General features: G+C 41.6%; 23 protein-coding genes and 1 tRNA gene. 9 read left to right on the top strand and 15 right to left on the bottom strand.

From position 1 onward, the window contains the following. Nucleotides 1-40: 40 nt before the first annotated feature. The 4 genes from LZF95_RS09340 to lepA form a co-directional block, all read right to left on the bottom strand. Nucleotides 41-124: transfer RNA gene (locus tag LZF95_RS09340), tRNA-Leu, on the bottom strand. 128 nt (nucleotides 125-252) lie between these two features. Continuing rightward, entirely contained in the window at nucleotides 253-1,137 is an 885-nt protein-coding gene (locus tag LZF95_RS09335; RefSeq protein WP_233754720.1) for a bifunctional 5,10-methylenetetrahydrofolate dehydrogenase/5,10-methenyltetrahydrofolate cyclohydrolase, read from the bottom strand. Nucleotides 1,138-1,247: 110 nt separating this feature from the next. Next, complete coding sequence (locus LZF95_RS09330; RefSeq protein ID WP_233754719.1) at nucleotides 1,248-1,559, bottom strand: four helix bundle protein; 312 nt, start codon at nucleotides 1,557-1,559, stop codon at nucleotides 1,248-1,250. 278 nt (nucleotides 1,560-1,837) lie between these two features. Further along, nucleotides 1,838-3,631, bottom strand: coding sequence for a translation elongation factor 4 (gene lepA, locus LZF95_RS09325; protein WP_233754839.1), 1,794 nt, complete (start codon nucleotides 3,629-3,631; stop codon nucleotides 1,838-1,840). 215 nt (nucleotides 3,632-3,846) lie between these two features. Between lepA and LZF95_RS09320 the strand changes: the two genes are divergently transcribed. Continuing rightward, a complete protein-coding gene (locus tag LZF95_RS09320) occupies nucleotides 3,847-4,386 on the top strand; it encodes a DUF4924 family protein (protein WP_233754718.1) in 540 nt (179 codons plus the stop codon). 120 nt (nucleotides 4,387-4,506) lie between these two features. Here LZF95_RS09320 and LZF95_RS09315 read toward each other — a convergent pair whose 3' ends face one another. The 3 genes from LZF95_RS09315 to LZF95_RS09305 all read right to left on the bottom strand — a co-directional run bounded on the left by LZF95_RS09315 (nucleotide 4,507) and on the right by LZF95_RS09305 (nucleotide 8,087). Beyond that, complete coding sequence (locus LZF95_RS09315) at nucleotides 4,507-5,706, bottom strand: 6-bladed beta-propeller (RefSeq protein ID WP_233754717.1); 1,200 nt, start codon at nucleotides 5,704-5,706, stop codon at nucleotides 4,507-4,509. 98 nt (nucleotides 5,707-5,804) lie between these two features. Beyond that, nucleotides 5,805-6,017: a hypothetical protein gene (locus LZF95_RS09310; RefSeq protein WP_233754716.1), complete on the bottom strand. Its 213-nt coding sequence runs from the start codon at nucleotides 6,015-6,017 to the stop codon at nucleotides 5,805-5,807. 141 nt (nucleotides 6,018-6,158) lie between these two features. Next, nucleotides 6,159-8,087, bottom strand: coding sequence for an AAA domain-containing protein (locus LZF95_RS09305; RefSeq protein WP_233754715.1), 1,929 nt, complete (start codon nucleotides 8,085-8,087; stop codon nucleotides 6,159-6,161). A 62-nt stretch (nucleotides 8,088-8,149) separates the two neighbouring features. Between LZF95_RS09305 and LZF95_RS09300 the strand changes: the two genes are divergently transcribed. Both LZF95_RS09300 and LZF95_RS09295 read left to right on the top strand, forming a co-directional pair. Next, nucleotides 8,150-8,755: an ACP phosphodiesterase gene (locus LZF95_RS09300; protein WP_233754714.1), complete on the top strand. Its 606-nt coding sequence runs from the start codon at nucleotides 8,150-8,152 to the stop codon at nucleotides 8,753-8,755. Then, on the top strand, nucleotides 8,742-9,197 hold the full coding sequence (locus LZF95_RS09295; RefSeq protein WP_233754713.1) for a hypothetical protein: 456 nt from the start codon (nucleotides 8,742-8,744) through the stop codon (nucleotides 9,195-9,197). The genes LZF95_RS09300 and LZF95_RS09295 overlap by 14 nt, the downstream gene beginning before the upstream one ends. Nucleotides 9,198-9,463: 266 nt before the next feature. On the opposite strand, the gene LZF95_RS09290 is transcribed toward LZF95_RS09295, so the two are convergent. The 5 genes from LZF95_RS09290 to LZF95_RS09270 form a co-directional block, all read right to left on the bottom strand. Beyond that, nucleotides 9,464-10,003, bottom strand: coding sequence for an inorganic diphosphatase (locus LZF95_RS09290; RefSeq protein ID WP_233754712.1), 540 nt, complete (start codon nucleotides 10,001-10,003; stop codon nucleotides 9,464-9,466). A gap of 89 nt (nucleotides 10,004-10,092) precedes the next feature. Next, complete coding sequence (locus LZF95_RS09285; protein ID WP_233754711.1) at nucleotides 10,093-11,178, bottom strand: hybrid sensor histidine kinase/response regulator; 1,086 nt, start codon at nucleotides 11,176-11,178, stop codon at nucleotides 10,093-10,095. Then, a complete protein-coding gene (locus LZF95_RS09280; RefSeq protein WP_233754710.1) occupies nucleotides 11,171-13,309 on the bottom strand; it encodes a 7TM diverse intracellular signaling domain-containing protein in 2,139 nt (712 codons plus the stop codon). Before LZF95_RS09280 ends, LZF95_RS09285 begins: the two co-directional genes overlap by 8 nt. 5 nt (nucleotides 13,310-13,314) lie before the next feature. Further along, nucleotides 13,315-14,010 carry a hypothetical protein gene (locus LZF95_RS09275; protein ID WP_233754709.1) on the bottom strand — a complete coding sequence of 232 codons (696 nt, stop codon included), beginning with the start codon at nucleotides 14,008-14,010 and terminating at the stop codon, nucleotides 13,315-13,317. After that, nucleotides 14,000-15,103, bottom strand: a complete 1,104-nt coding sequence (locus tag LZF95_RS09270; RefSeq protein WP_233754708.1) for a ThiF family adenylyltransferase — start codon at nucleotides 15,101-15,103, stop codon at nucleotides 14,000-14,002. The genes LZF95_RS09275 and LZF95_RS09270 overlap by 11 nt, the downstream gene beginning before the upstream one ends. A gap of 369 nt (nucleotides 15,104-15,472) precedes the next feature. Here LZF95_RS09270 and LZF95_RS09265 point away from each other — a divergent pair, with 369 nt between their 5' ends. Beyond that, nucleotides 15,473-15,946, top strand: coding sequence for a response regulator (locus LZF95_RS09265; protein WP_233754707.1), 474 nt, complete (start codon nucleotides 15,473-15,475; stop codon nucleotides 15,944-15,946). A gap of 4 nt (nucleotides 15,947-15,950) precedes the next feature. Here LZF95_RS09265 and LZF95_RS09260 read toward each other — a convergent pair whose 3' ends face one another. Genes LZF95_RS09260 through LZF95_RS09250 form a run of 3 tightly spaced genes read right to left on the bottom strand, consistent with a single transcriptional unit; the run spans nucleotide 15,951 to nucleotide 19,148 of the window. Then, nucleotides 15,951-17,162 (bottom strand): alanine dehydrogenase, encoded by a 1,212-nt coding sequence (locus tag LZF95_RS09260; RefSeq protein WP_233754706.1) that lies wholly within the window; start codon nucleotides 17,160-17,162, stop codon nucleotides 15,951-15,953. Beyond that, nucleotides 17,152-17,583: a tRNA (adenosine(37)-N6)-threonylcarbamoyltransferase complex ATPase subunit type 1 TsaE gene (gene tsaE / locus LZF95_RS09255; protein ID WP_233754705.1), complete on the bottom strand. Its 432-nt coding sequence runs from the start codon at nucleotides 17,581-17,583 to the stop codon at nucleotides 17,152-17,154. Before tsaE ends, LZF95_RS09260 begins: the two co-directional genes overlap by 11 nt. A gap of 8 nt (nucleotides 17,584-17,591) precedes the next feature. Next, nucleotides 17,592-19,148, bottom strand: coding sequence for a bifunctional response regulator/alkaline phosphatase family protein (locus LZF95_RS09250; protein WP_233754704.1), 1,557 nt, complete (start codon nucleotides 19,146-19,148; stop codon nucleotides 17,592-17,594). 59 nt (nucleotides 19,149-19,207) lie between these two features. Between LZF95_RS09250 and LZF95_RS09245 the strand changes: the two genes are divergently transcribed. The 5 genes from LZF95_RS09245 to LZF95_RS09225 are packed head-to-tail and all read left to right on the top strand — an operon-like array spanning nucleotide 19,208 to nucleotide 24,313. Continuing rightward, a complete protein-coding gene (locus LZF95_RS09245; protein WP_233754703.1) occupies nucleotides 19,208-20,440 on the top strand; it encodes an HD domain-containing protein in 1,233 nt (410 codons plus the stop codon). Nucleotides 20,441-20,457: 17 nt separating this feature from the next. Continuing rightward, nucleotides 20,458-21,480, top strand: a complete 1,023-nt coding sequence (lpxD, locus tag LZF95_RS09240; RefSeq protein ID WP_233754702.1) for a UDP-3-O-(3-hydroxymyristoyl)glucosamine N-acyltransferase — start codon at nucleotides 20,458-20,460, stop codon at nucleotides 21,478-21,480. Between the two features lie 39 nt (nucleotides 21,481-21,519). Beyond that, nucleotides 21,520-22,914, top strand: coding sequence for a bifunctional UDP-3-O-[3-hydroxymyristoyl] N-acetylglucosamine deacetylase/3-hydroxyacyl-ACP dehydratase (locus tag LZF95_RS09235; protein ID WP_233754701.1), 1,395 nt, complete (start codon nucleotides 21,520-21,522; stop codon nucleotides 22,912-22,914). Next, complete coding sequence (gene lpxA, locus LZF95_RS09230; RefSeq protein WP_233754700.1) at nucleotides 22,911-23,690, top strand: acyl-ACP--UDP-N-acetylglucosamine O-acyltransferase; 780 nt, start codon at nucleotides 22,911-22,913, stop codon at nucleotides 23,688-23,690. Before LZF95_RS09235 ends, lpxA begins: the two co-directional genes overlap by 4 nt. A gap of 2 nt (nucleotides 23,691-23,692) precedes the next feature. Further along, nucleotides 23,693-24,313 carry an ATP-binding cassette domain-containing protein gene (locus LZF95_RS09225; RefSeq protein ID WP_233754699.1) on the top strand — a complete coding sequence of 207 codons (621 nt, stop codon included), beginning with the start codon at nucleotides 23,693-23,695 and terminating at the stop codon, nucleotides 24,311-24,313. Nucleotides 24,314-24,321: the final 8 nt, after the last annotated feature.

Below are 24,321 nucleotides of genomic sequence, written 5' to 3'. Positions count from 1 at the left end.
AAAAAAGCCTTGACCGGATAAACGATCAAGGCCTTTTTTGTGCGCACGAGAAGATTCGAACTTCCACACAACTTAATGCACCACCCCCTCAAGATGGCGTGTCTACCAGTTTCACCACGTGCGCGGTTAATAGTGTGCAAAAGTACCAGACTTGCCCGTTAGAAGCAAACAGGAAATAGATCTTTTGCATAAATTTTACAGAAAACACGAAGAAAACCCTGCCTGCATCCGCCCCAATTTACAAAACTGCAATTACCCGTAAACTTTCTTTTCAGCGGACAAAAGTGTGTTATAAAGCAAAGACGCAATGGTCATCGGCCCTACCCCACCAGGTACCGGCGTGATGGCAGAGGCAATTTCGGCGACTTCATCAAACTTAACATCACCTACAAGCCTAAACCCTGACTTCTTGCTGGAATCTTCTATTCTGTGAATGCCCACATCGATCACCACTGCCCCAGGCTTCACCATATCTGCTGTGACAAAATGTGGCTTGCCTAAAGCCACAATCAAAATATCAGCGGACTTGGCAATCTCAGAAAGATTGGCGGTTCGGCTGTGGGTCAGTGTCACTGTAGCATTGCCAGGATAGCCATTTCTGGCCATCAAAATACTCATCGGGCTACCTACTATATGGCTTCTACCGATTACCACGCAGTGCTTGCCAGCAGTCTCTATGTTGTATCTTTTCAGTAGCTCGATAATCCCATAAGGAGTTGCTGCCACATAGGCTGGCCAGTTAAGTGCCATACGCCCTACGTTTGCTGGAGTAAATCCATCCACATCTTTTTCTGGCTTGATCTTATCGGTTACTTTCTCTACAGAGATGTGCTTAGGCAGCGGAAGCTGTACGATCAACCCATCTATTTCCGGGTTTTCGTTAATATCAGCCACTACCTTCAAAAGTTCTTCTTCGGAGACATTGTCTTCCAGTCTTACCAAGGTTGACTCAAAACCACATTCACTGCAGGCCTTCACTTTTGCATTCACATAGGTGTGACTCGCACCGTCATTTCCCACCAAAATAGCCGCAAGATGGGGAGTTTTCCCTCCATCAGCTTTGATTTCCGCTACACGGGCAGCGATTTCCGATTTGATTTGAGATGAGGTGAGTTTTCCGTCGATTAATGTGGCCATGTTTTATTATTTACGGTATCAAACTTCGAAATTCATCATTCGAAGTTCGTCATTCATTATTCAATTACTATTTCGTTCAGCAGTTCCAACACTTTTGACAAAAATTGAAATCAATTGGTTGCATTCATTTTGTAAACCACTATCGCCTCCTTATCCAGATGAAGCTTAGCCTTTTCAATAATTTTGATGGCTACACCACTTTCCCGCAATTCTTTTAAGACTATTTTCATCTTATGGATAAAATCCTTTCGGGATTCTCCAGACTGTGCTTCGCCATAATTCAAAGCCGGTGAGGTTCCGCTTCTGAGAAGCTGATTTGCCATATGATTTCCAGCTTTAGAATTTACCATTGAATCTGTAAAAGAAATAATAGCAGCAGCAAATTCGATTAATCGATTCTCTAAATCATATTTCCTTTCCATAAGTAAACATTTTTAGCAGGTCGCCCGTAGACAACTAGTTCCTTATTATAAATTTAGTGTCCGTGATAAAACTTACTTCATTATTCGAGATTCATCATTCTACATTCGATATTATAATGCATAAATAATGAACATCGAATGATGAACGTAAAATCTCGAAGTTCTTCAATCTCCTACAAGCTATACTACTCCCGAATCATTCTTCATTCTTTTATTAAGTTCATTAATATCGAATGATGAATGCCGAATGATGAATTACGAAATATTGCTGAGTAGTATTAATCCAACTTCAACACTGCCATAAACGCCTCCTGAGGAACCTCTACATTCCCCACTTGCCTCATCCGCTTCTTGCCTTTTTTCTGTTTTTCGAGGAGTTTACGCTTACGGGAAATATCCCCCCCATAGCATTTGGCCAACACGTTTTTACGCAATGCTTTTACGGTTTCCCGTGCGATGATTTTCTGCCCTATTGCTGCCTGGATGGCGATTTCAAACATCTGTCTCGGCACAAGTTCTTTCAGTTTTTCACACAGTCTTCTTCCCCATTCGTAGGCTTTGTCCCTATGGACCACTGCAGAAAGCGCATCCACTGGCTCACCATTTAGCATCACATCAAGCCTTACCATATGCGAGACCTGATAACCTATTAATTCATAATCCAAGGAAGCATATCCTCTGGAAATAGTTTTCAGTTTATCGAAGAAATCAAACACGATCTCAGCCAAGGGCATGTCAAACGTAAGTTCAACCCGTTCAGCAGTCAGATATACCTGATTTTTGATCTGTCCGCGCTTATCCATACAGAGGGTGATTACCGCTCCTACATATTCCGCAGCCGTTATAATTGAAGCCTTTACATAGGGTTCTTCAATATGCTTCATCCTAGTGGGATCAGGCATATCCGAAGGCGCATTGATCGTCTGATACGTATCATTGGTCATCAGTGCCTTGAACTGTACCGATGGCACAGTCGTGATCACAGTCATGTCAAATTCACGCTCCAGACGCTCCTGTATAATCTCCATGTGTAACATTCCTAAGAACCCGCAACGGAATCCAAATCCCAATGCCATGGATGTCTCAGGCTCCCAAACAAGTGAAGCGTCGTTCAGCTGAAGCTTCTCCATAGAAGCTCTTAATTCTTCATAATCGGTGGTCTCCACGGGATAAATCCCCGCAAACACCATGGGTTTCACATTTTCAAAGCCTTGGATAGCTTTTTCACATGGGCGCTTGATGTGCGTAATGGTATCCCCTACTTTGATCTCTTTGGCTACTTTCACCCCTGAGATCAGGTACCCCACGTTACCGGCAGACATGGTCTGCTGGGGAATCTGATTCAATCCCAGGATTCCAATCTCGTCAGCCTCATATTCGCGTCCGGTATTCACAAACTTGATTTTATCGCCTTTGCTAAAAGTACCGTTGAAAATCCTGAAGATCACCTCCACACCTCGAAACGGATTATACACCGAGTCGAAAATCATCGCCTGAAGCGGTGCTTCAGGGTCGCCGGTGGGAGCCGGGATTCTGGTCACCACTGCTTTCAGGATATCGTCTATGCCTATCCCAGTCTTGCCTGAAGCCAATATAATATCCTCTCTGTCACAGCCTATCAGGTCGATCACTTCATCTGCCACGGCCTCCGGATCAGCGCCAGGAAGGTCAATTTTATTCAAAACAGGGATAATTTCCAGATCATGGCCTAGGGCTAGGTATAAATTCGAAATTGTCTGGGCCTCTATCCCCTGAGATGCATCCACTATCAGCAAAGCTCCCTCACAGGCGGCAATAGACCTAGAAACCTCGTAGGAAAAATCCACGTGGCCCGGGGTATCAATCAGATTGAGCGTATAGGCTTCACCTTCATGCGTATATTTCATCTGGATCGCATGGGATTTGATCGTGATACCACGCTCACGTTCCAGATCCATGTTGTCCAACAACTGCTCCTGCATATCCCGGTCAGCGACCGTCTGGGTTTCTTGCAGCAACCTATCCGCCAGTGTACTCTTCCCATGATCAATATGGGCGATGATACAGAAATTCCTTATTTTTTGCATATCCATTCTGCCCGCAAAAGTAGTAAATAAGTGGGAGATAAGAGAATTTTCAAACCCAAGTGTCAATTTTAGATGGCCGAAATTCAAGTTTCATCTCAACGCACTTTTGAAAGAAACCAAGCTTTAATCATCAAAGTCTATTTTGACTTCGTCGCTTAATTGAAAAATGACAATTGGTAACTGAAAATTTTCCCAACTTTGTGCTTTCAAACTCAAGTAGCATGCAGTCTGTAGCCGAAAACAAGAAGTCCAACAACATAGCCGAATACATCATCTACATGTATCAAATGGAGGATCTTATCCGGTCCTACCAAGGAAATCCAGAAGAAATCAAATCCTTCGTAGTAGAAAAATATCCCGTGTCGGAGGAAGAGAAAAGTAAAATTACGGCTTGGTACATGGAGCTTTTGGAAAAAATGAAAATCCAAAATATCCTAGAAAAAGGACACCTTGAGGAATTGAACAATTTGGCGTATGAACTCGCCCAGATCCACTGGAAGCTCCTGAAAACTGATCCTGCCTATTTTGAAGCCTATGGGAAAGCCAAACCGTTTATTCTCGACGCGGTGATCCAAGCCGAAGGGCAAGATCTTGGAAATGAAATTCAAATCTGCCTAAATGGAGTGTACGGCTTATTGCTTTGCCGACTGCTTGGGAAGAAAGTATCCGATGAGCAGTTGAAGTCAGCGGATGCTTACGGCGATATTTTAAGCATGCTGAGCTATCATTATAAAGTGAAGAATGCTATTTCGAAGAACTAGATTGCAAAAATAGAAGATTGAGTCCACTCCGATAACTGATTTTAGAAGAAATTATCCCCCTTTAATCGCTTTAGTGGGCACTTCTTCCTATGAAAACACCTTTTCGGAACGGACTCTAGATTATTTCACTCCGAATTTCAACAGCACAGGAGTATCATAATCAGCCTTTTCTAAAATTTCAATTTCAGGAAAGTCTGTCATGATTTCTTTCCACTTTTCGTCAATTCCCATTAGTTCTGTCAGTTTCATCTTAGAAATATATGTATAAAAGGAATTTCCATCCACAGCTAACGGTCCCTTCAAATCCAGTAAAAACTTCTCACTCTCGCTCAAATAGCTTTTTCCTTTCTCGATATTGTAATAGCCAATTCTAGGATCAATCACATACCTCCTAGCTCCTGTCTTTTTGGCATTTAGATTAAAGAAAAAATAGGACTCACTTTCCTCATAATACTTGGAAAGAAAAGTAAGATTGCCAGTAGCTAGCTTTTCGAAGTAAGCATTCAGTTCATGTCGATCTTCTTCTGGCCAAAAGTCGTCTGATGCTACAAACTTATACTTCGGTTTCAAATTCATCTCATTATCCAAGTTATAAACCGTAGATGAAGCAGGCTCATTTACCAAGACCCCACCAGTATTTGCTCTTGTAAGATTACCGGAAATATTTTGGAGACCTATAGGAAAGGTCTCTTTTGGGAAAGGAAAAGCAGTCTTTAATGTATCTCCACTCTGATCCAAAACACTTAAATATCTGTAATAAGGATTAAAATACGTGAGAGTCAGAACAGGCTTATCTCCAAGTAAGGTCAAATGATCCGCTTGGCTTTCCATTTTAAAATTCCTGACGAATGTCCCATCAGGTTTAAATATTTTTACCTGCATTATACCTGGTCCGATCACGTACACCTCGTCTTTATCGGAATCATAAGCAAAGTCGCTAATCCCAGGCATTTCTGTTGGTCCGTCCCCTATCTTACAAATCCGATTAAGAATTTCCCCGCGGGAATTAAATCTAAGCAGAGCATCCAAATTATTATCAAGAGTAATAAAGTCACCCGATGCCACTATTAACTTGTTTACCTCCGCCAGAAAGAAATCAGAATTGTTTTCTAGTTCTTCCACTTCAAGTAATTGAAAAATCTCAAAAAAACCACGTTCACTGAATGTATTAGTATCATCAATTGAAATAATCCTAAGTGATTCCTTTTCTAAGCCACTATCATTGTCATTTTTTTTAGCTGAACAGTAAGACAAAATCAAAGAGCAGCCAACTAAAATACTGCAACAAAGGGCAGGAAAAAATTTTATATCTCTAATCACTATTGATTTTAAGGTTTTGAATGAATCAATCTATTTTAAAAAAATCACTAATATAGTATATGTAAAGTTAGTGACCCTAACTTTACATATACATGAAATCATTCTACCGTGTCATGACACTCATCTGGATTGCACCCCATCCCCCATTGCTCACATGCAGTATAATAAGACATACCACTTGGACATATTGTCGCAACTGGCATGAAAACAGAAGTATCATAATATGGAGTCGAAGCCAAAGATGGTTCAGTAACACTTATACTCAGGATGAAACCAACTGCTAGCATTGCTGTAAAAACTAGTTTTTTCATAAAAGTTAATGTTTAAAGTGAATTGATTAATTATTACAATGGTAAACTAGCAAGATAAGTCAAAAAAAAAAACCTTAATCTTTCTTTTACGATTATCCATAATCATCTGATTTTCAATGCTAAAAATTTAAAAACTTTCAATCACCCAAAAAACTCCCACACACTTCTATATCCCCCATTCTTCTCGACATAAAGAAGCAGCTGATTGAAAAATTCGTGCTGTGCCAACGTACTGCTATCGCCGATCAACACCAGCATTCTCTTCGCACGGGTCAGTGCCACATTCATCCTACGCTCATCTGAGAGAAAACCTATCTCCCCTTTCTCATTGGATCTTGTCAGGGAAATCATCATCAGATCCCGCTCCTGCCCTTGGAAACCATCTACAGTATCTATGGTGAGCTGCTCTTTTACTGCCAGCAGACTTGGATAATCCTCCGAATCAAAAATCAAGCCTCTCAACCTACGTACCTGGGCACCATATGGCGCAATCAGCCCAATAGTCCAATTCTCCTCAAGAAATACATTCGTACCTATTCTCTCCACCAGTTCATTTAAATGCTTTGCGGCAAATATCGCCTCCTCCTGATTAAAAGTGCTTAAACTCTCTGCTTCCTGTTGATCAGAATATCCAGCCCCGGCAGTATCTATCCATTCTATGATCCCCCCTTCAGTCGGAATCACATGCGATTTTGTGCTTTCATCAGCGATCAGTTTCCCATTATAAAACTGTTCATTGGAGAATCCCATTATCACTTCAGGCATCCGGTATTGGACCTGCAACATTTGAGCAGCAGCAGGTTTTCTGGAAATCACCTTCTCAAAAAGGGTTTCTGACAAGCCATCCTTAGCAGCCTGATAAGACTTGATCGTAGGAGGAAGCTGCCAATGGTCTCCTGCAAACACGACTTTTTTTGCCTTTAAGATAGGGATCCAACTAGCAGCTTCCAGGCCCTGTGCCGCTTCATCTATAAAAACCACATCGAATTCCATTCCCTTTAGATTGTAAGACGATGCACCCACCAATGTGCTTGCGAAGACCTTTGTACGCTGAAAAATATCGTATTGGATGTATTCTTCGAGAGACTTGGACGCCTCTCTGAGTCTGCTCACTTCTGCATACATCAGTTTACGCTGTGCTCTTTCCTCTGGGCCGAAGTTTCGCTTGTATTGCTTGGCAAGTTTCAGGTATTGGTCAGTCTCCTTCCGGAGTTTTTTCAGATCACGGTAGCTCCCATGAAAAGCAGTTTTGGCATCCAAGGTCTGATTCAAAATCTTTTCTTCCACACGGGCAGGGTGTCCCAGCCTCAGCGTTTCTATACCCCGATCGATCAGTTTCTCCACCAACAGATCCACCGCAGCATTGCTTGGAGCACATACCAAAACAGAATCCTGGTTAATTACAGCATCCTGGACTGCCTCAATCAATGTTGTGGTTTTTCCTGTACCAGGAGGCCCATGCACCACTGCCACATCTTTGGCGTTACCGATCAATTCGCAGGCTTGGTTTTGGGAAAAATTAAGGTTGGATTTGGGAGAAATTCGATTTTCAGCAAACCTAGGTGCCTTTTCTCCCAAAAGAATCTCTTTGAATTCTTCCACTCTTTTGTTCTCTGAGGCTATTACCCTTTTCAGCGCAAACTCCATTTCCCGGTAGCTGGCCTCATCAAAAAGCAAATCCACCCCCAGCCGGCTGCCTTCCATCCAATCCGGAATCTCATCTGCCTGTAGTGTCACCGTCATGGTATTGTTCCTGACAAAATTGATTACACCATTGGTCCTGTTTTCGGAACTTTGACAACTTTCCTGGGTCGTAAAAAAAGATACAGACTTACCAGAGCCAAAAGCTGAGGGATGATTAGAATCAGTACGCTCCACCTCCACCAAAAGCCGTTCGCCCATTCCGATTTTGTTTTTTTTCAGATGGACAGGATACCAGGTTATTCCTGCTTTTTTCTTATCAGCAAGAGAGGAATTCAGGAATTTCTGCTTGTATTGGGCGAGATCTTCCTGCCATTCCAGTTTCAAAAGTTTCAGTCCTTTCTTTAATTCCTCGGTGATTTTATCCATCAATGCGTATTTTAGGCGAAACTAATGAAATCCCCCCGGGTTTTCCGCATCCAACTATCGCTATGAACTACTTAGCCCACGCCTATCTTTCATTTGATCAAGATGAAGTGCTTGTGGGGAATTTTATTGGGGATTTTGTAAAAGGGAGAATGATGACCTCCTTCCCAATTGGAGTGCAGGACGGAATCAAACTCCATCGGGAAATAGACACCTTCACTGATACCCACCCGCTGGTGAGGGCAGGACAGAGCTATTTGAGAATGAAGTTTGGACATTATTCCACTGTCATCACCGATATATATTTTGATTATTTCCTGGCCAGAAACTGGTCAAAATTCTCCAGAATTCACTTAGAAGAGTTTATACAGCACACCTATTCTACTTTGAGGATGTACAAGAGTCTATTTCCGGAACGATTTGCCAACATGTTTCATTTGATGGTGCAGGACAATTGGCTGCTGAAATACCGGGAAATTGAAGGGATCAGGCAAACCTTCTCCGGTATGTCACGCCGCACCCGTTTTGAATCAAAAATGGAGGTTGCACATCTTTCCCTTTTGGAAAAGGAAAAAGAATTCCAAGTGATTTTCTTCGCTTTTTTCGAGGATTTAGAGACTTTTGCACGAGAGAAACTACTAGAAATCCAAAAATCCCATGCCGGTCATTAAACCGAAAGTATCCACTTACGTTTCATTAAGCCTAATATTACTTATCCTTATTTCGGGCTTGGTATATATTCTTAGGGATTTTGCATACAAGGGAAGTTTCGGGATCTGGTTTTATCTGACTGCCTGTACGCTGATCACCCTGGTGGTCTTGATGCTTCTGGTCAAGATGCTGGCAGGCTTTCGGTTTATTACAGCAGCAAGGGATCAGATTATCGTCAAATTACCTCTGAGAGGATATTCCAAAAGCTATCCAATTTCGCAGATTCTTGCTTGGGAGGAGGAAATCGTGATCGCGAACAAGAAAGAATTCCGCCAGGTCACTATAGCTTTCACGGACAAGCAATCCATTTCCGTATCCAATCACGAGCATGATGCCTATAAAGATCTAGTCGCCTATTTGGTGAAAAAAGCCGGGAGGCAAAGGGTAAAAGGGAAACAGTAATCAATCACAGTATTCAGTACTCTGTCACAATGACGAATAATACACATGTACGATCAGCATCGGCATAAGCCGACCCATTATCCAGAATTCAACCATAAAGCCTGGACAACTAAAGGCATCGATTCTTTCATATGGAAAATCAAGACATCATGGAAACATCGATGTCTTATTGAGGTTTAAACCCAGAGCCTCTTCCACAATAACAATCTGTGACCATCACAGCTAACCACAAAAATGCCAGGGGCTTCACACCCCTGGCATTAATTTTATTTTCTAGTCCGGAAATTCTGATCATAAAGATCAATACTTTCCCTGATGATCCGCATGGCATCTTCCTTACCAAGGAAATCCTCTACTTTCACTTCCTTATTTTCCAATTTCTTGTAGTCCTCAAAGAACCTGTGGACCTCTTTCATCAAGTGTGGTGGAAGGTCATCAATATCATTGATGTAATTCACAGACTGGTCACCTGCAGCTACTGCGATGATCTTATCATCAGCTTCACCACCATCAATCATCCGCATCACACCGATCACTTTGGCCTCTACCAGGCACATGGAAGGAATATCAATCTGGGAAATAATCAGGATGTCCAATGGGTCATGATCTTCGCAGAAAGTCTGTGGAATAAATCCATAATTTGCAGGGTAATGCACCGCAGAGAACAACACCCGGTCCAGCATCAGCATACCCGTTTTCTTGTCCAATTCATATTTCCCTTTACTACCCTTAGGTATTTCAATTACACCTGTTACCAATTCAGGGGCATTTTTCCCGATGTTGACGTCATGCCAGGGATTAATCATATTTTCTTAAATTAGTTAATAAAAAGTGAAGCTTTTCGCAAAGCCCGTGCAAAGATACGGTTTAGCTCGAAAATGCCCAGAACCTTTGGCTATTTCATATTTGGCAAGCTGACTTTGAAGGTGGTACTTTCTCCAAAAACTGAGTCCAATTCTATCTTGCCTCCCATCTGCTCTACCGCTTCCTTCACCATATACAGGCCTAGCCCTGTTCCCACATTTTTCTGTGTAGCGCGGGAAAAGAGATTAAACACATCAGGATGATGCTTGTCTTCAATACCTATCCCATTGTCAGACAGCAGGATTACAGCTTCTGTCTCATTTACATCCACTGCCAAATTAATCTTTTTATCCCCTTTACCGGATTTTTGAAATTGTACGGCATTGCTAAAAAGGTTGTTGAAAATGACTCGGATCTTTGCGTCATCTGAAATAAAAGTACAAGGTTGATTGACCACTATTTCAACTTGAATATGCTCAATGTTGGATTTCTTTCTATATTCAGTCAATTGTTGATCGACAATTTCCGAAAACTTAATATCGGTAAGCTTATTCTCAATTTTGGTGGACCTATAGAAGTCCAGCATTTTATAGATGAAATCATCCAGCTTATCCGTAGCGGTATCTATCATTTCAAAATACTCCAATGCATCCGGATCCTTAAGCTCCATTTTGGCCAGTTTGGAGACTCCTGATATACTCATCAGTGGCCCGCGCAATTCATGCGACAAACTATAGACAAACTGATTCATTTCTGAATGTAGCTTTTGGAGTTTTTGATTTTTATCCTTCAGCTCACGCCTCATGAAATAAATATCGGCAGCATTTTTAATGGAATTTTTGATCTGCTCTATGTTCCAGGGTTTATCGATAAACCTATAAACCTCACCTTTGTTGATCGCATCGATCACCGAGGCTATATCGGAATATCCTGTCAGCAGAATCCGGATCGGATCCGGATTGAATTTTACCAATTCCTCAAAAAATTCTGTACCGGTCATGCCCGGCATTCGTTGGTCAGCGATCACAACATGAATCTCCTCTTCTCTGGCGATTCTCAATCCTTCCTCAGCATCTATTGCCGTAAGTATTCTGAAGTCCTTCCTTAAAGTGGCTCTAAATGATTTAAGGTTATTATCTTCGTCATCAATGTAGAGAACATGAATTTTATCATTCATAGCTTTGAGTGCTTTGATGTATAGGAAGGGTTATTTTAAAAATAGTCCCCTGGCCTTCTTCCGTAATCACTTCCAGTGTTCCTTTGTGGTTTTCAATAATAGAATAAACTATTGAAAGACCCAAACCCGTCCCCTTTCCAACGGCCTTAGTAGTAAAGAACGGTTCAAATATTTTTTGCTTGACATGCTCAGGGATTCCCGGACCATTATCACCTATCTCAATAGAAACTTCATTTCCCAGACTTCTGGTTCGGATCTCTATCTTAGGATCGATTAGGGTTTCTAGATGGTCACTCAGCGCGTGGATCGAGTTTGTGATGATATTCATAAATACCTGATTGAGCTTACCCGCCAGACATTCTACCAGAGGAAGCTCACCAAAGTCTCTAACAACTCTGATTTTACTAGGCATGGAACTATTCAACAAGATCAGGGTACTGTTGATACCATCATGCAAATTCACTTTTTTTACATCCTGCTCATCTACACGAGAAAAAATCCTCAGGCCTTTTACTATCTCTACAGTCCGTCTCGCCCCATCATCCATTCCTTTTAGCAGCTGGTCAACTTCCTCAAGTACATAGTCCAATTCCAGCTCTTCTTCCAGTTCTTTAGCTTCTTTTTGAGAAGCGGGGGTGAACTCGTTCAACGCAGTACTTCGATAGAACTGAATGATCTCCATTATGTCCTTGATGTCGCGCTTGAGGGGTGTGATATTAGAACTGACGAAGTTTATAGGATTATTGATCTCATGTGCTATCCCTGCCGTCAGCTGACCGAGTGAGGCCATTTTCTCTTGGTTCACCAATTGACTTTGGGTGTTCTGTAGGTTTTTTAGTGCCTGCTCCAATTCATCAGTCCTAAGCCTCACTTTCTCCTCCAGCATACTATTCTGCTCAATCACCAGTTTCTCGTTCGCAGCAAGAGCCTGAAGCCGCTCCATGTGTTCTTTTTCTTTTTCCTTTTTAAGTATATTGATTTTATCTGCCAAAGCTAAAGACAGCAAGATAGCCTCCAAGGCAGTGCCTATCAGCATGGGCAAATTCGCATAAAAGCCAAGGTTAAAAACTCCTTGTGTCTGTAAAATATAAAAAATGATACCTACCAGAAAAAAACTCCACGCAATAAGAAAATATGATGCAGATCGCATCTTTTTCCTAACTAATAAGATGGCTATTGAAAAGAAAACTATTACGACTAAAAATCCATTTATATCAGTAATCTTATAACTTAAATCTATTAATCCAAACAACCTTAGTATAAAAGCTAATAGATACAACCCCCATAAAAACATCAACAAATAATCAAAAAAAGGGAGTTTTTGCTTAGTACTTAAAAAATTACGAACAAAAGGTATAGCAAAAACACTTGCCAATGTAGTAAACCCAATAATACTAAACTCGTAAAGAACTGGGTTTTGATAAAGAAAGTACCAATAAGAATGTCCAGAAATAGAAAGCTGCGCCAATGCTATAAACAACACATACAAACTATAAAACAAGTACAAAGTATCCAACACAGAGAAATATAAAAAAAGATTATAGAAAAATAAAGCCAGCATAATCCCAATATAAATATTGATAAACACTGTCCTTTTGTTAAAACTAGAGAAAAAACCTTTTTCACTAGATAGCAACCCAAGGAATCTGATTGGCTCAGTTGATTTGATTTTCAGCAGCACAAAAGGCAAAAGATTGTCTGTACTATTAATTTTAAAAGTGGGATTTGGGTTTCCAAAATCATTAGAATCAAAATAATCAATCCCATCTTTTCCAGCATATACTAAAGAACTGTCTTTAGTAACATGGAACAACTCAACACTTCGGAATGAGGGATTATTTATTTCCAAATAATATTCCTGGACATTATTTATCAAACTTGAGCTTAAATCCAACCCAACATATATCGAATCAGATTGGACACCTACATCAACACTATTATACAAATAATGACCCTCAAGACTCAGCACCTCATCTTGCTTAAACGATCCTTTATCAAAGAGAAAATATCGATCGATTTGATTTACCCCTTCACTATCCAAAACCCTTAAATATTTATATAAAGGTAGAATTATGATAAAAACAATCATAATTAGAATTAAGGCATTGAATATGCCAGTTCGGGTCTTCATAGTATTTAATTCTTATTAACAATCAAATCAAACAAAACCAGCATTTCCCCCTTCGGCCCTGTCTCCAATTTCTGATGAACCACATTGTCTCTTAGTTGAAATATAAACTCACGTTCATTGCTATCCGCAAACGGTAAGTTTTCAATATCATCAATAGCCAAGACAGTTGCAATCAATCCTTCCTTAGGATACAAAAAAGTCCCATTATCGCCTAAACTGTCAATTACCTCATAGCCCACTTTCTTTGAAATTCGAACTGTAGCGGGAGAACATAAGGCCATTAGTTTTTTTAGACCAAATTGGGCAGCGATAGCTACGCCTACTTTAACCAGATATATACTACCTATACCATAGCCTGCCACCTCTTTACTGTTCCATAACCCACAATACTCAGCAACTTCCAATTCTCCAAACTGGCTCATGTATGACATAATACCGGGATCCACTTCTGAAATGGCTTCTTCTAAAGGTAACGGATACCCCTTGCTTTTCAGCTGTACTCTTCCTCCACCCAGGACTCTGAAGTCATCCATGGATTCAAAAAGAATCAGATAGGTATGTGGATTGTTTACCCATGACCTATCGGCAGAGGTCACTTTGGTTACTCCATAGGATTCAAGAACCTTAAGATGGCCTGCAATATATTTTTCCGTAGCCTCAGCATCTTCCACTACCCTGATTACCCTAACCCTAACTTCCATGATTTTCCTTTGCTATCTGCTCTAGGTCAACATAAAACCTGCCTGAATTCAATGGACTCCCAAGAAGAACCATTCTAGAAAAATAGCCACATGCTCCGCCGCCTAATATCACCGAAGATGCCAACTGGGGCCAAGATGATATACTTTTCCCGATTTCCCCAATGCTTATCTGGGCACGGGAGGACAGGTTTTCAAAATTCAACAGTGACATAAGAATCTCCGTTCTTTGTTGGGGAAGATTCCGCAAAATTTCTGCTTCCGCGCCAAACTTCTCCAAAAGCCCATGCAATATTGGCCTATCCGGTTCCAAATCAAACCGCTCAACATCTATCATACCTCTATCACTAGTATCCATCAAAACAGGGACCCCTAATTCCTTGGCTTTGATTCTGCTCTTTAGCTTAACCTCCAAACTATCACATTCTTCGATCAAAAGATCAAGTTGGCCATCCTGGCAGAAGAATTGATCAATATTTTCATCATGAACACCTTCACTGAATAACACTACTTTGAGATAGGGATCAATTTCTGCTATTTCCCTGGCCGCAATTACGGACTTTTTCACACCCAAATTTTGGACACCTGTTCTGATCCTGTTCAAATTACTCAATTCCAATGTATCGAAGTCCGCAAGTCTAAGCTCTCCACAGCCTCTTTCCAAAGCCAAAGTCAGTGCGACGCTTTGCCCAACTGAGAGACCTATTATACCGATTTTCTTCTTTGCCAATACCCTTTGCTCCTCCTCTGTGATCACATATCTGTTCCTTATCGTACGCACAGTTACATAATCTTCCTCAGGAAGCAAATGGACTAGGCAGTGACGCCAGGGATAATATACCCAGTTTCCGAAAAGTGAAGGGGAAACCCCTTCAAAATAATCATGGACGGCAAGGTCCAAATCCTCAGTACTAAACTTTTTTTGAGGATTTCGTAGCTTGATCAAATCTCTTACCTGAGAAGCGATTTCATCATAGACCAATAGAGTAGGATCGCTCTGAAGTTCCTGGAAATCACTGTCTGAAGCACTATCTATGCCACTAAATATCAACGGCTCATATACTTCCTTACTGGAAGAATCCACTTGTATAGACATGGAAATTAACCTGAAAGGTTTAATTATGGGGTGAGTAATAATTCACTAAAATGCAATAATTCAGTTAATCTTATATAATAATTTCGCTTTTATTTTTCCATTGATCTTCTACCTACAACTTACATTATTTTGCATCTCAAATGAAAGAAACACCATGTAGCATAAAGACCCGCCGCAAAACTAAGCCTAAACAGGAGAAAATTTCAATACAAAAATGGAAAACCGGGAAAATCAACTATCCATCATCCAGCCCCCAAACTTACCAGAATATAATTTGGGTTTACACTGGTTCAACCAAGAAAATTTAACTAATTTGAAATTGAAACCAAAAACACATAGAATTGCAGTTTTTTTTTAGATTTTTGCATCATGGAAGAGAAGCCTCAAGAAAAAATAAAAATCTTATATGTGGATGATGAGGACAACAATCTTCAGGCATTTAAAGCGACTTTCAGAAGAGAATATAAGATTTTTCTAGCAATTAATGCCCAGGATGGCAGAGCCATTCTGGATCAAGAAGAGATAGACATCATCATCACTGACCAGAGGATGCCAGAAGAAACCGGCGTGGAATTCCTGGAATCCATTATTCCTACCTATCCTGGGCCCATAAGGATACTTCTGACTGGATATACTGACATCCAGGCTGTAATTGATGCGATCAACAAAGGACAGGTTTACCACTACCTGACCAAGCCTTGGGAAGAAGATTATCTACGTACAGTAATCAGAAACGCTTTTGAGATTTATCAGCTTCGCCGCGAAAACGAAAAACTCACTCAAGCATTGATCAAGTCCAATGAACAGCTGGAATTTCTGTTAAGACAAAATTTGCTTTCTTAATCCTCTAATACCGGGCTGCTAATAGAAGTTGCAGTTCCTTATGGCTTATGCCAAACTTCCTGCCCAAATATGCATTTGTCAAACTCCCTCTATAAGTATAGACGCCTCTCAAGAACCATTTATAGTTGAAAATCATTTCCTCGGCACCACCCAAATCAGCCATTTGCAGGATGATTGGGGTAAAAATATTGCTCAAAGAATAGGAGGCAGTCCTGGCGACCCGAGAAGCTATGTTGGGCACACAATAATGAATAATGTCATGTGTCCGAAAAACAGGATCATCATGCGTGGTCACCCGCCCTGTCTCTATGCACCCCCCCTGATCGATCGCCACATCTATAATAATGCTGCCGTGTATCATATTGGCTACCATCTCTTCTGAAACCACTATTTTATTCCTGCCTTTTTCAGCCCGTAAAGCCCCAATCACAACATCTGCTTCTGAAAGCGCTTGCGTCAAACTAAAATTATCTATCGTGGAAGTGTAAATCTGCTGCCCCAGTAATTGTTTCAGACGGCGGAGCTTGTAAATATGATTGTCAAAAACTTTAATATTGGCACCTAAACCCAAAGCTGTACGCGCGGCATACTCAGCCACCGTCCCTGCTCCTATAATGACAACCTGCGTGGGCGGCACCCCAGTGACTCCACCCATGATCAATCCCTTGCCGTTGTTTTCGCTGGAAAGGTATTCCGCGGCTATCAGCATTACGGTACTTCCGGCGATCTCCGACATGGCTCTCACGACAGGCATTCCCCCTACCTTATCTTCCAGGTATTCAAATGCAACAGCCGTTATTTTCTTTTGATTTAAAGTTTGGATGAAATCCTGGCTCTGCCTTTCCAGTTGTAGGGCAGATATCAAACAGCTCCCCGTACCCATATAACCCAACTCTTCTTCCGTGGGTGGGTCTATTTTTAACACCACCTGTGATTCAAACACCTCCTTTTTAGAATTTGTTACCTTCGCACCCGCGTCCGAAAAATCCTGATCAGAGAATTTGGAGTGAAGACCAGCTCCTGCCTCTACGACTACACTTATACCGTTGTTGGTCAGCAACCCCACAGACTCAGGCGTGATCACTATACGTTTTTCTTGGGAGGAGGCTTCCTTCGGCAGCCCTATCACCAAAGAGTGGTCCCACTTCCTCACCTTGGCCGGTGATTCCTTCGGAATAAGTCCCACAGCTGTCAATTGATCAATTTCAGATGGCATTTTGGATATGTTGTAAGTTCAGCGTTCGTTGGGTTTCGGAATCCGTAGTGATCTGGATCAGGAAAAATCTCTCAGGCAAAAATGCAACAATTTTCTCAGCCCATTCTAGCCAGCAATAGTTTCCACTATAAAAATACTCTTCTATTCCGATATCCAAAGCTTCTGTCGGATCTTCCAATCTATAAAAATCGAAGTGATAAATAACCTCACCACTTCGATTGTCATAATGATTGACTATCCCAAATGTAGGACTGCTCACGGAGTCTGTTATTCCCAAGGAATCGGCAAGTGTCTTGATCAGCGTGGTCTTGCCGGCCCCCATTTCTCCTTGAAACACCCATATTTTCTCCCCGTCAGCGGCTTCTATTACATTCCTTGCAGCCTTGTCTATCTCATCCAGCTCGTACGTAAAGCGTGTCAAATGTTCAATTATTTTGGTGAAAGATGAACGATCGGAATGATCATTTCCTCCAAAGATACACCTCCGTGCTGAAAGGTGTCCTTATAGAAGTTCACATAATAATTGTAATTATTCGGGTATGCAAAGAAATAATCCTCCACAGCAAAAACATAAGTGGAAGAAACATTCAATCTAGGCAATTTGGCATCTTCGGGTTTTTTGATCTCAAACACTTTCCCCTGCTCGAAATTCAGGTTTTTACCCTGCTTATAACGCAGGTTTGTAGTCACGTTTTTATCGCCGATGATCCGATAAGGTTTGTTCACTCGTTTCGTACCATGATCAGTAGTTATGATAACCTCAGCACCAGCGTCATGTATTTTCTTCAGCAACTCAAAAAGGGACGAATGCTCAAACCAACTGGTCGTGAGAGACCGATAAGCAGACTCATTTGGGGCCAGTTCACGGATCATTTTCATATCAGTCCGGGCATGCGACACCATATCTACGAAATTATAAACCAGGACATTTAGGTCATTTTGTAAGAAAGAGTGAAATTGTTCGAGTACCGTTCTTCCCTGATGAGCCTGGATGATTTTGTTATAAGTTGTTTTGATTGGCAGCCTGTTCTTGTCAAGATTGATTTTCAACCACTCTTCTTCAAAATTATTCTTGCCCTCATCAGAATCTTCATCCTCCCAAAACTGCGGATAAAATCTCGCCATATCCATTGGCATCATGCCGCTGAACAGGGCATTTCGAGCAAATGCCGTTGTGGTAGGCAAAATGCTATAATAGGTGTCTTTGTCTTTTATATTGAAATAGGGAGCAATAATAGATTCAATATCCTCCCACTGATCTAATCTAAAATTATCAATCACTATGAAGAATAAGGGATTTTTCTGTTTAAGCTGCGGAAAAACCTTCTTTTTCATCACCTGATGTGAGAGCAGGGGCTTTACTGGGTTTTTCTCTTCCATCCAGCCCAGATAATTTTCTTTAATGAATTTCGCAAAGTTAGAATTAGCTTCAATTTTCTGGGATTCCAATACTGGAAGCATGTTTTTGTTTTCAGTATCATCGATCTGCATTTCCCAGTAAGTCAGTTTTCGATAGATATCAGCCCAATCCTGATGATCCTCTGCATCGCCAAAGGCCATGCTGATGTTCATGAAATCCTGCTGATAACTCTGTGTGGTGCGTTCATCGATCAACTGCTTGTTTTGGAGCAATTTCTTGACAGAAAGCAAAATCTGATTGGGATTAATAGGCTTGATGAGATAGTCAGCGATTTTACCCCCGATCGCATCGTCCATGATATGCTCCTCCTCACTTTTGGTGATCATTACCACTGGCACCTGAGGTTTGATCTGCTTGATTTGCTGCAAGGTTTCCAGCCCTGTCATTCCAGGCATCATTTCGTCCAGAAATATTACATCAAAGTTTTTTTGCTCCACCTCCTCGATAGCGTCCACGCCAGAGTTGACGGTGGTGATGGCATATCCTTTTTGTTCGAGAAAAAGGATATGCGGCTTAAGCAAGTCGATTTCATCGTCCGCCCAGAGTATATTGAATTTTTGAGACATTTCAGATTCCGTTTCTTTTAAAATTATAATTACTTTTGAGGCAAACAAAAAAGGCCTCCTTGAAAAGCCAGAAGATATTAAACGACCCGGTTTACGGATTCATCACGATCCCTAGCGAGTTGATTTTTACGATTATAGACCATCCTTATTTCCAACGATTGCGGAGAATAAAACAACTGGGCCTGACCGACTTCGTCTATCCCGGCGCGCTTCATACCCGTTTTCATCATGCGATTGGGGCTATGCACCTCATGAGCATTACGCTAGACAATCTACGAATAAAAGGCACTGAAATTACAGATGAAGAATATGAAGCCGCGCTAATTGCCATTCTTTTACATGATATTGGACATGGGCCTTTTTCACATGCCCTAGAGTACAGCTTACTCAAGGACGTTCCCCATGAGCAGCTCTCTCTTCTTATAATAGAACTCTTAAATCAGGAATTTGGTGGCAAACTAGCCCTTACTTTAAGAATATTTAAGAACCAATATGAGCGAAAATTCTTTCATCAACTGGTTTCCAGCCAGTTGGACATAGACCGATTGGACTATCTGCAGCGAGACTGCTTCTTCACGGGAGTCTCTGAGGGGACTATCGGCGCAGACCGCATCATAAAAATGATGGATGTGAAAAATGACCAGGTGGTCATCGAAGAGAAAGGAATCTATTCTATTGAGAATTTCCTGAGCGCGCGCCGGTTAATGTACTGGCAGGTTTATCTTCACAAAACAACTGTGAGTGCGGAGAAAATGATGATCAAGCTGATCGAGCGTGCTAAATTTCTTCGGCAATCGGGGCTTAGTTTCACCATTACCCAGGAATTTGACTACTTTTTGAACAATGGGTCAACCTTGTCAGATTTCCGAACTAATCCGGATCTTTTGCGATTGTTTCTCGAAATGGATGATCTGGACATTTGGGGAGCAGTGAAGCTGTGGAAAAACCACCCGGATTATGTGCTTAGAAATATTTCCCAAATGTTTTTGACAAGAAATCTTTTCAAAATCAACCTGTCCAATGACCCCTTTTCTCTTGCGGAAATCAATGAATTAAAAGAAAAGACCATATTCAAACTGCAGATACCCCGGGAAGATCTGGATTATTTCTTCTCCAGTGGTGCTGTTAGCAACTACGGATATCTGGCAAAGGACAGAATCAATATTCTTACGAAAAAAGGAAAGGTAATTGATGTAGCCCAAGCTGCGGATCTACCAAATATAAAGATCATGAGTAAAATCGTGGAGAAACATTATGTATGTAAGGCCAAAAGCCTAAATTTAACCTATTAACTCCCTCAATCAAGTATATGGAATTGACCCTCGGACAAGTTGCTTCAATCCTGCGGGGAAACGTAGAAGGCGATGAAACCCAAAAAGTATCCCGGCTGGACAAAATCCAAGAGGGCAAGAAAGGTGGTATCAGTTTTTTGGCAAATGATAAATACACCCAATTTATCTATGAAACAGATGCCACTGCAGTAATTGTCTCTAAAAACTTTACCCCCACTAAACCTTTAAAAACCAACCTGATCAGGGTAGAAGATGCTTATAACGGCTTTACCCAGTTACTGGAGGCTTATGCTATGCTGATGAAAAACAGTGTGGTGGGGATAGAGGATCCCTCCTACATGGACGCCAGTTCCAAAATGGGTGGCCAAGCATACAGGGGTGCTTTTTCCTATATTGGAAAAAACTGCGCCATAGGAGATTCGGTGAAAATCCATAGTCACGTGCATATAGGGGACCGGGTGCGTATAGGAGACAATACGATCATTCATGCGGGAGCAAAAATCTGTGCAGATACTGTCATAGGCAGCAATTGCGAGATCCATCCCGGGGCAGTCATCGGCTCTGATGGGTTTGGGTTTGCCCCCCAATCAGATGGAAGCTATAAAGCTATTCCTCAAATAGGCAATGTAATCATTGAAGACAACGTGAGCGTAGGGTCAAATAGCACCATAGATTGTGCTACAATGGGTTCTACAATAATAAAAAAAGGTGCTAAAATCGACAATCTGGTACAGATAGCCCATAATGTGATCATAGGGGAAAACACTGTGATTGCATCGCAGTCCGGTATCTCGGGTTCTACGGAGATAGGCAAAAACTGCATAATCGCCGGAAAGGCCGGAATTATAGGACATCTTAAAATCGCGGACAACACCACCGTAGGTGCTAATACTGGCATCACTAAGAGCGTTACCAAATCAGGAACAACGCTTTTCGGATACATAGGGATGGACATGAAAAACTTCCTCAAATCCTATTCTATCTTCAAAAACCTGGAAGGGATCCTGCATCGCTTAAAAGAACTAGAAAAAAAGCAGTAAATTTGCAGCCTTTAGCTTGCTGAACGGTTCAATAATCAGATGAAAGTAAAACAACACACGATAAAAAAACAGGTGGAATTATCCGGGGTAGGACTTCACACTGGTGTCATTTCGAATATGACTTTTCTACCTGCCCCTCCGAATCATGGATATAAGTTCCAACGGATAGATCTAGAAGGCCGTCCTACGATAGATGCAGATTGCGACCTGGTAGTGGATGTATCCAGAGGTACTACTTTGGAACAAAACGGTGCTCGCGTATATACGGTGGAGCATGTCTTGGCTGCTCTGGTGGGCCTGGAGATTGACAATGTGCTCATACAACTTGATGGTCCCGAGCCTCCCATTATGGATGGATCATCTATACAATTCATTGAAATCCTGGAAAACGCAGGACTTGAAGAGCAAAATGCCCTAAGAAGGTTCTTTGAAGTACAAGAAAGCATACAATACAAAGATTCAGCCCGTGAAGTTGAAATGGTAGCATTGCCTACTGACAACTACCGTGTGACAGTGATGGTAGATTACAATTCCCCTGTCCTAGGCAGCCAACATGCATCGATTACTGATATAAGCCAGTTTAAAACGGAAATTGCCTCATGCCGCACTTTTTGTTTTCTGCATGAACTGGAAATGCTGTACAATTCAAATCTCATCAAAGGCGGCGACCTGAACAACGCCATAGTCGTGGTAGATCGGATTGTAGAAGAAAAAGAACTGGTTCACCTCGCCAAGATGTTCAACAAACCTAAAGTTGAGGTGAAGAAGGAAGGCATTTTAAACAATGTCGATCTTCGCTACCGAAATGAACCAGCTCGCCATAAGTTGCTGGATGTAGTAGGTGATCTTGCGCTCGTAGGAAGGCCACTTAAAGCACAAATAATGGCCGCTAGGCCAGGACATGCCGCCAACGTAGCATTTGCAAAGAAAATAAAACGTGCGATGGAGAAGTCAAGCGCTTCCCATATACCCTATTATGACCCTAAGCTGCCTCCAGTTATGGACATCAATCAGATAAGCAATATTTTGCCGCACAGATATCCATTTCAACTACTGGATAAGATCATCTATCTTGATAACACGGTCGTAGCGGGAGTAAAGAATGTCACTATCAACGAGCCGTTTTTCATGGGACACTTCCCAGCCAATCCTGTAATGCCAGGGGTATTGCAGGTAGAGGCGATGGCCCAGACAGGCGGAATATTAGTATTGAGCACGGTAGATGACCCGGAAAATTATTGGACTTATTTTCTGGGAATAGAAAACTGTAAGTTTAGGAAAATGGTACTCCCTGGTGATACTCTAATTTTTAAATGTGAGCTTTTGGCCCCGATAAGACGAGGAATAGCAAAAATGCGTGGTGAAGCTTATGTCGGAAATACGCTAGTATGTGAGGCCGTAATGACCGCAAGCATAACCCGAAAAGAATCATGATCAGCCCTTTAGCATATATTGACCCACAGGCGACAATCGGTGAAAATGTCCATATTGAACCATTCACTACAATTGGCAAAAATGTGAACATCGGAGACAATACCTGGATCGGCCCTAACGTCACGATTTTTTCAGGAGCCACCATTGGCAAAAACTGTAAAATCTTTCCCGGTGCAGTGATTGCGGGAATACCCCAGGACTTAAAGTTTCAAGGAGAAGAATCCACGGTCTTAATAGGTGACAATACCACCATACGTGAATGCGTGACTATCAGCAGGGGCACTATTGAAAAGCAAACCACGGTGATAGGAAGCCACTGCCTGTTGATGGCTTATGTACACGTAGCACATGATTGCGTCATTGGAAGCCATGTCATCATTGCCAATTCCGTACAGATTGCGGGTCATGTATCCATTGATGATTGGGCTATAGTGGGAGGGTCGAGCGCTGTCCATCAATTTGTGAAAATAGGCATGCATGCTATGGTCTCAGGAGGTTCATTGGTCAGAAAAGATGTCCCCCCATTTACTAAAGCTGCCCGGGAGCCTTTGTCTTATGCGGGTGTCAACTCACTAGGACTAAGGAGAAGAGGCTTTTCTAGCGAATCCATTTCCCATATCCAGGAGGTTTATCGTTATCTTTTTCTCAATAGTATGAATAACAGCCGTGCGCTTGAAGAAATCGAAGTAAACCTTCCTGCCACCAAGGAAAGAGATGAAATCCTGAATTTCATCCGCTCTTCCGAGCGTGGTGTGATGAAAGGCTATATCAATTAACTATGCTGAAAATCCAACTTGAAGAAGCTTCAAAACGCTTCCAATACGAATGGATTTTTAAAAATCTAAGTCTCCGATTAACCCAGGGCAATTCTCTAGCCATAACAGGAAGTAACGGCTCGGGTAAATCCACACTTTTAAAATGCCTGAGCGGTTCCATCCCAGTCAGCTCTGGGAAAATAGTATATGCCCAGGATGGAAAACTAATCCCCGAAACCGATTGGTTTTCGCATCTTAGCATTTCAGCCCCTTACATGGAACTCCCGGAGGAATTCAGCCTGAAGGAATTACTGACCTTTCATTTTAAATTTAAAAAACCGCTCAATGGAATCTCTCCAAAAGAAATAATCGACCTACTGTACCTGACTCCACATGGCTCTAAACCTGTGGGGCAATTTTCCTCTGGCATGAAGCAAAGGCTGAAACTTGGCTTGGCTCTTTTTTCTCAGGTTCCTGTTATTTTTTTGGACGAGCCCACATCCAATCTTGATCGCAAAGGTATAGCTTGGTACCAAGAAATGATGGCAAACTATGCGAATGATAGGATTTTAGTGATCTGCTCCAACGAACCACGGGAATATGAATTCTGTGAGCAAAAAATCACGCTGGAAGACTACAAGTAAAACTCAAT

This window comes from Algoriphagus sp. AGSA1 (genome assembly GCF_021390545.1).
GTDB lineage: Bacteria > Bacteroidota > Bacteroidia > Cytophagales > Cyclobacteriaceae > Algoriphagus.
Note: the sequence above shows the minus strand (reverse complement) of the source record. Positions and strands in the feature narration are given on the sequence as shown.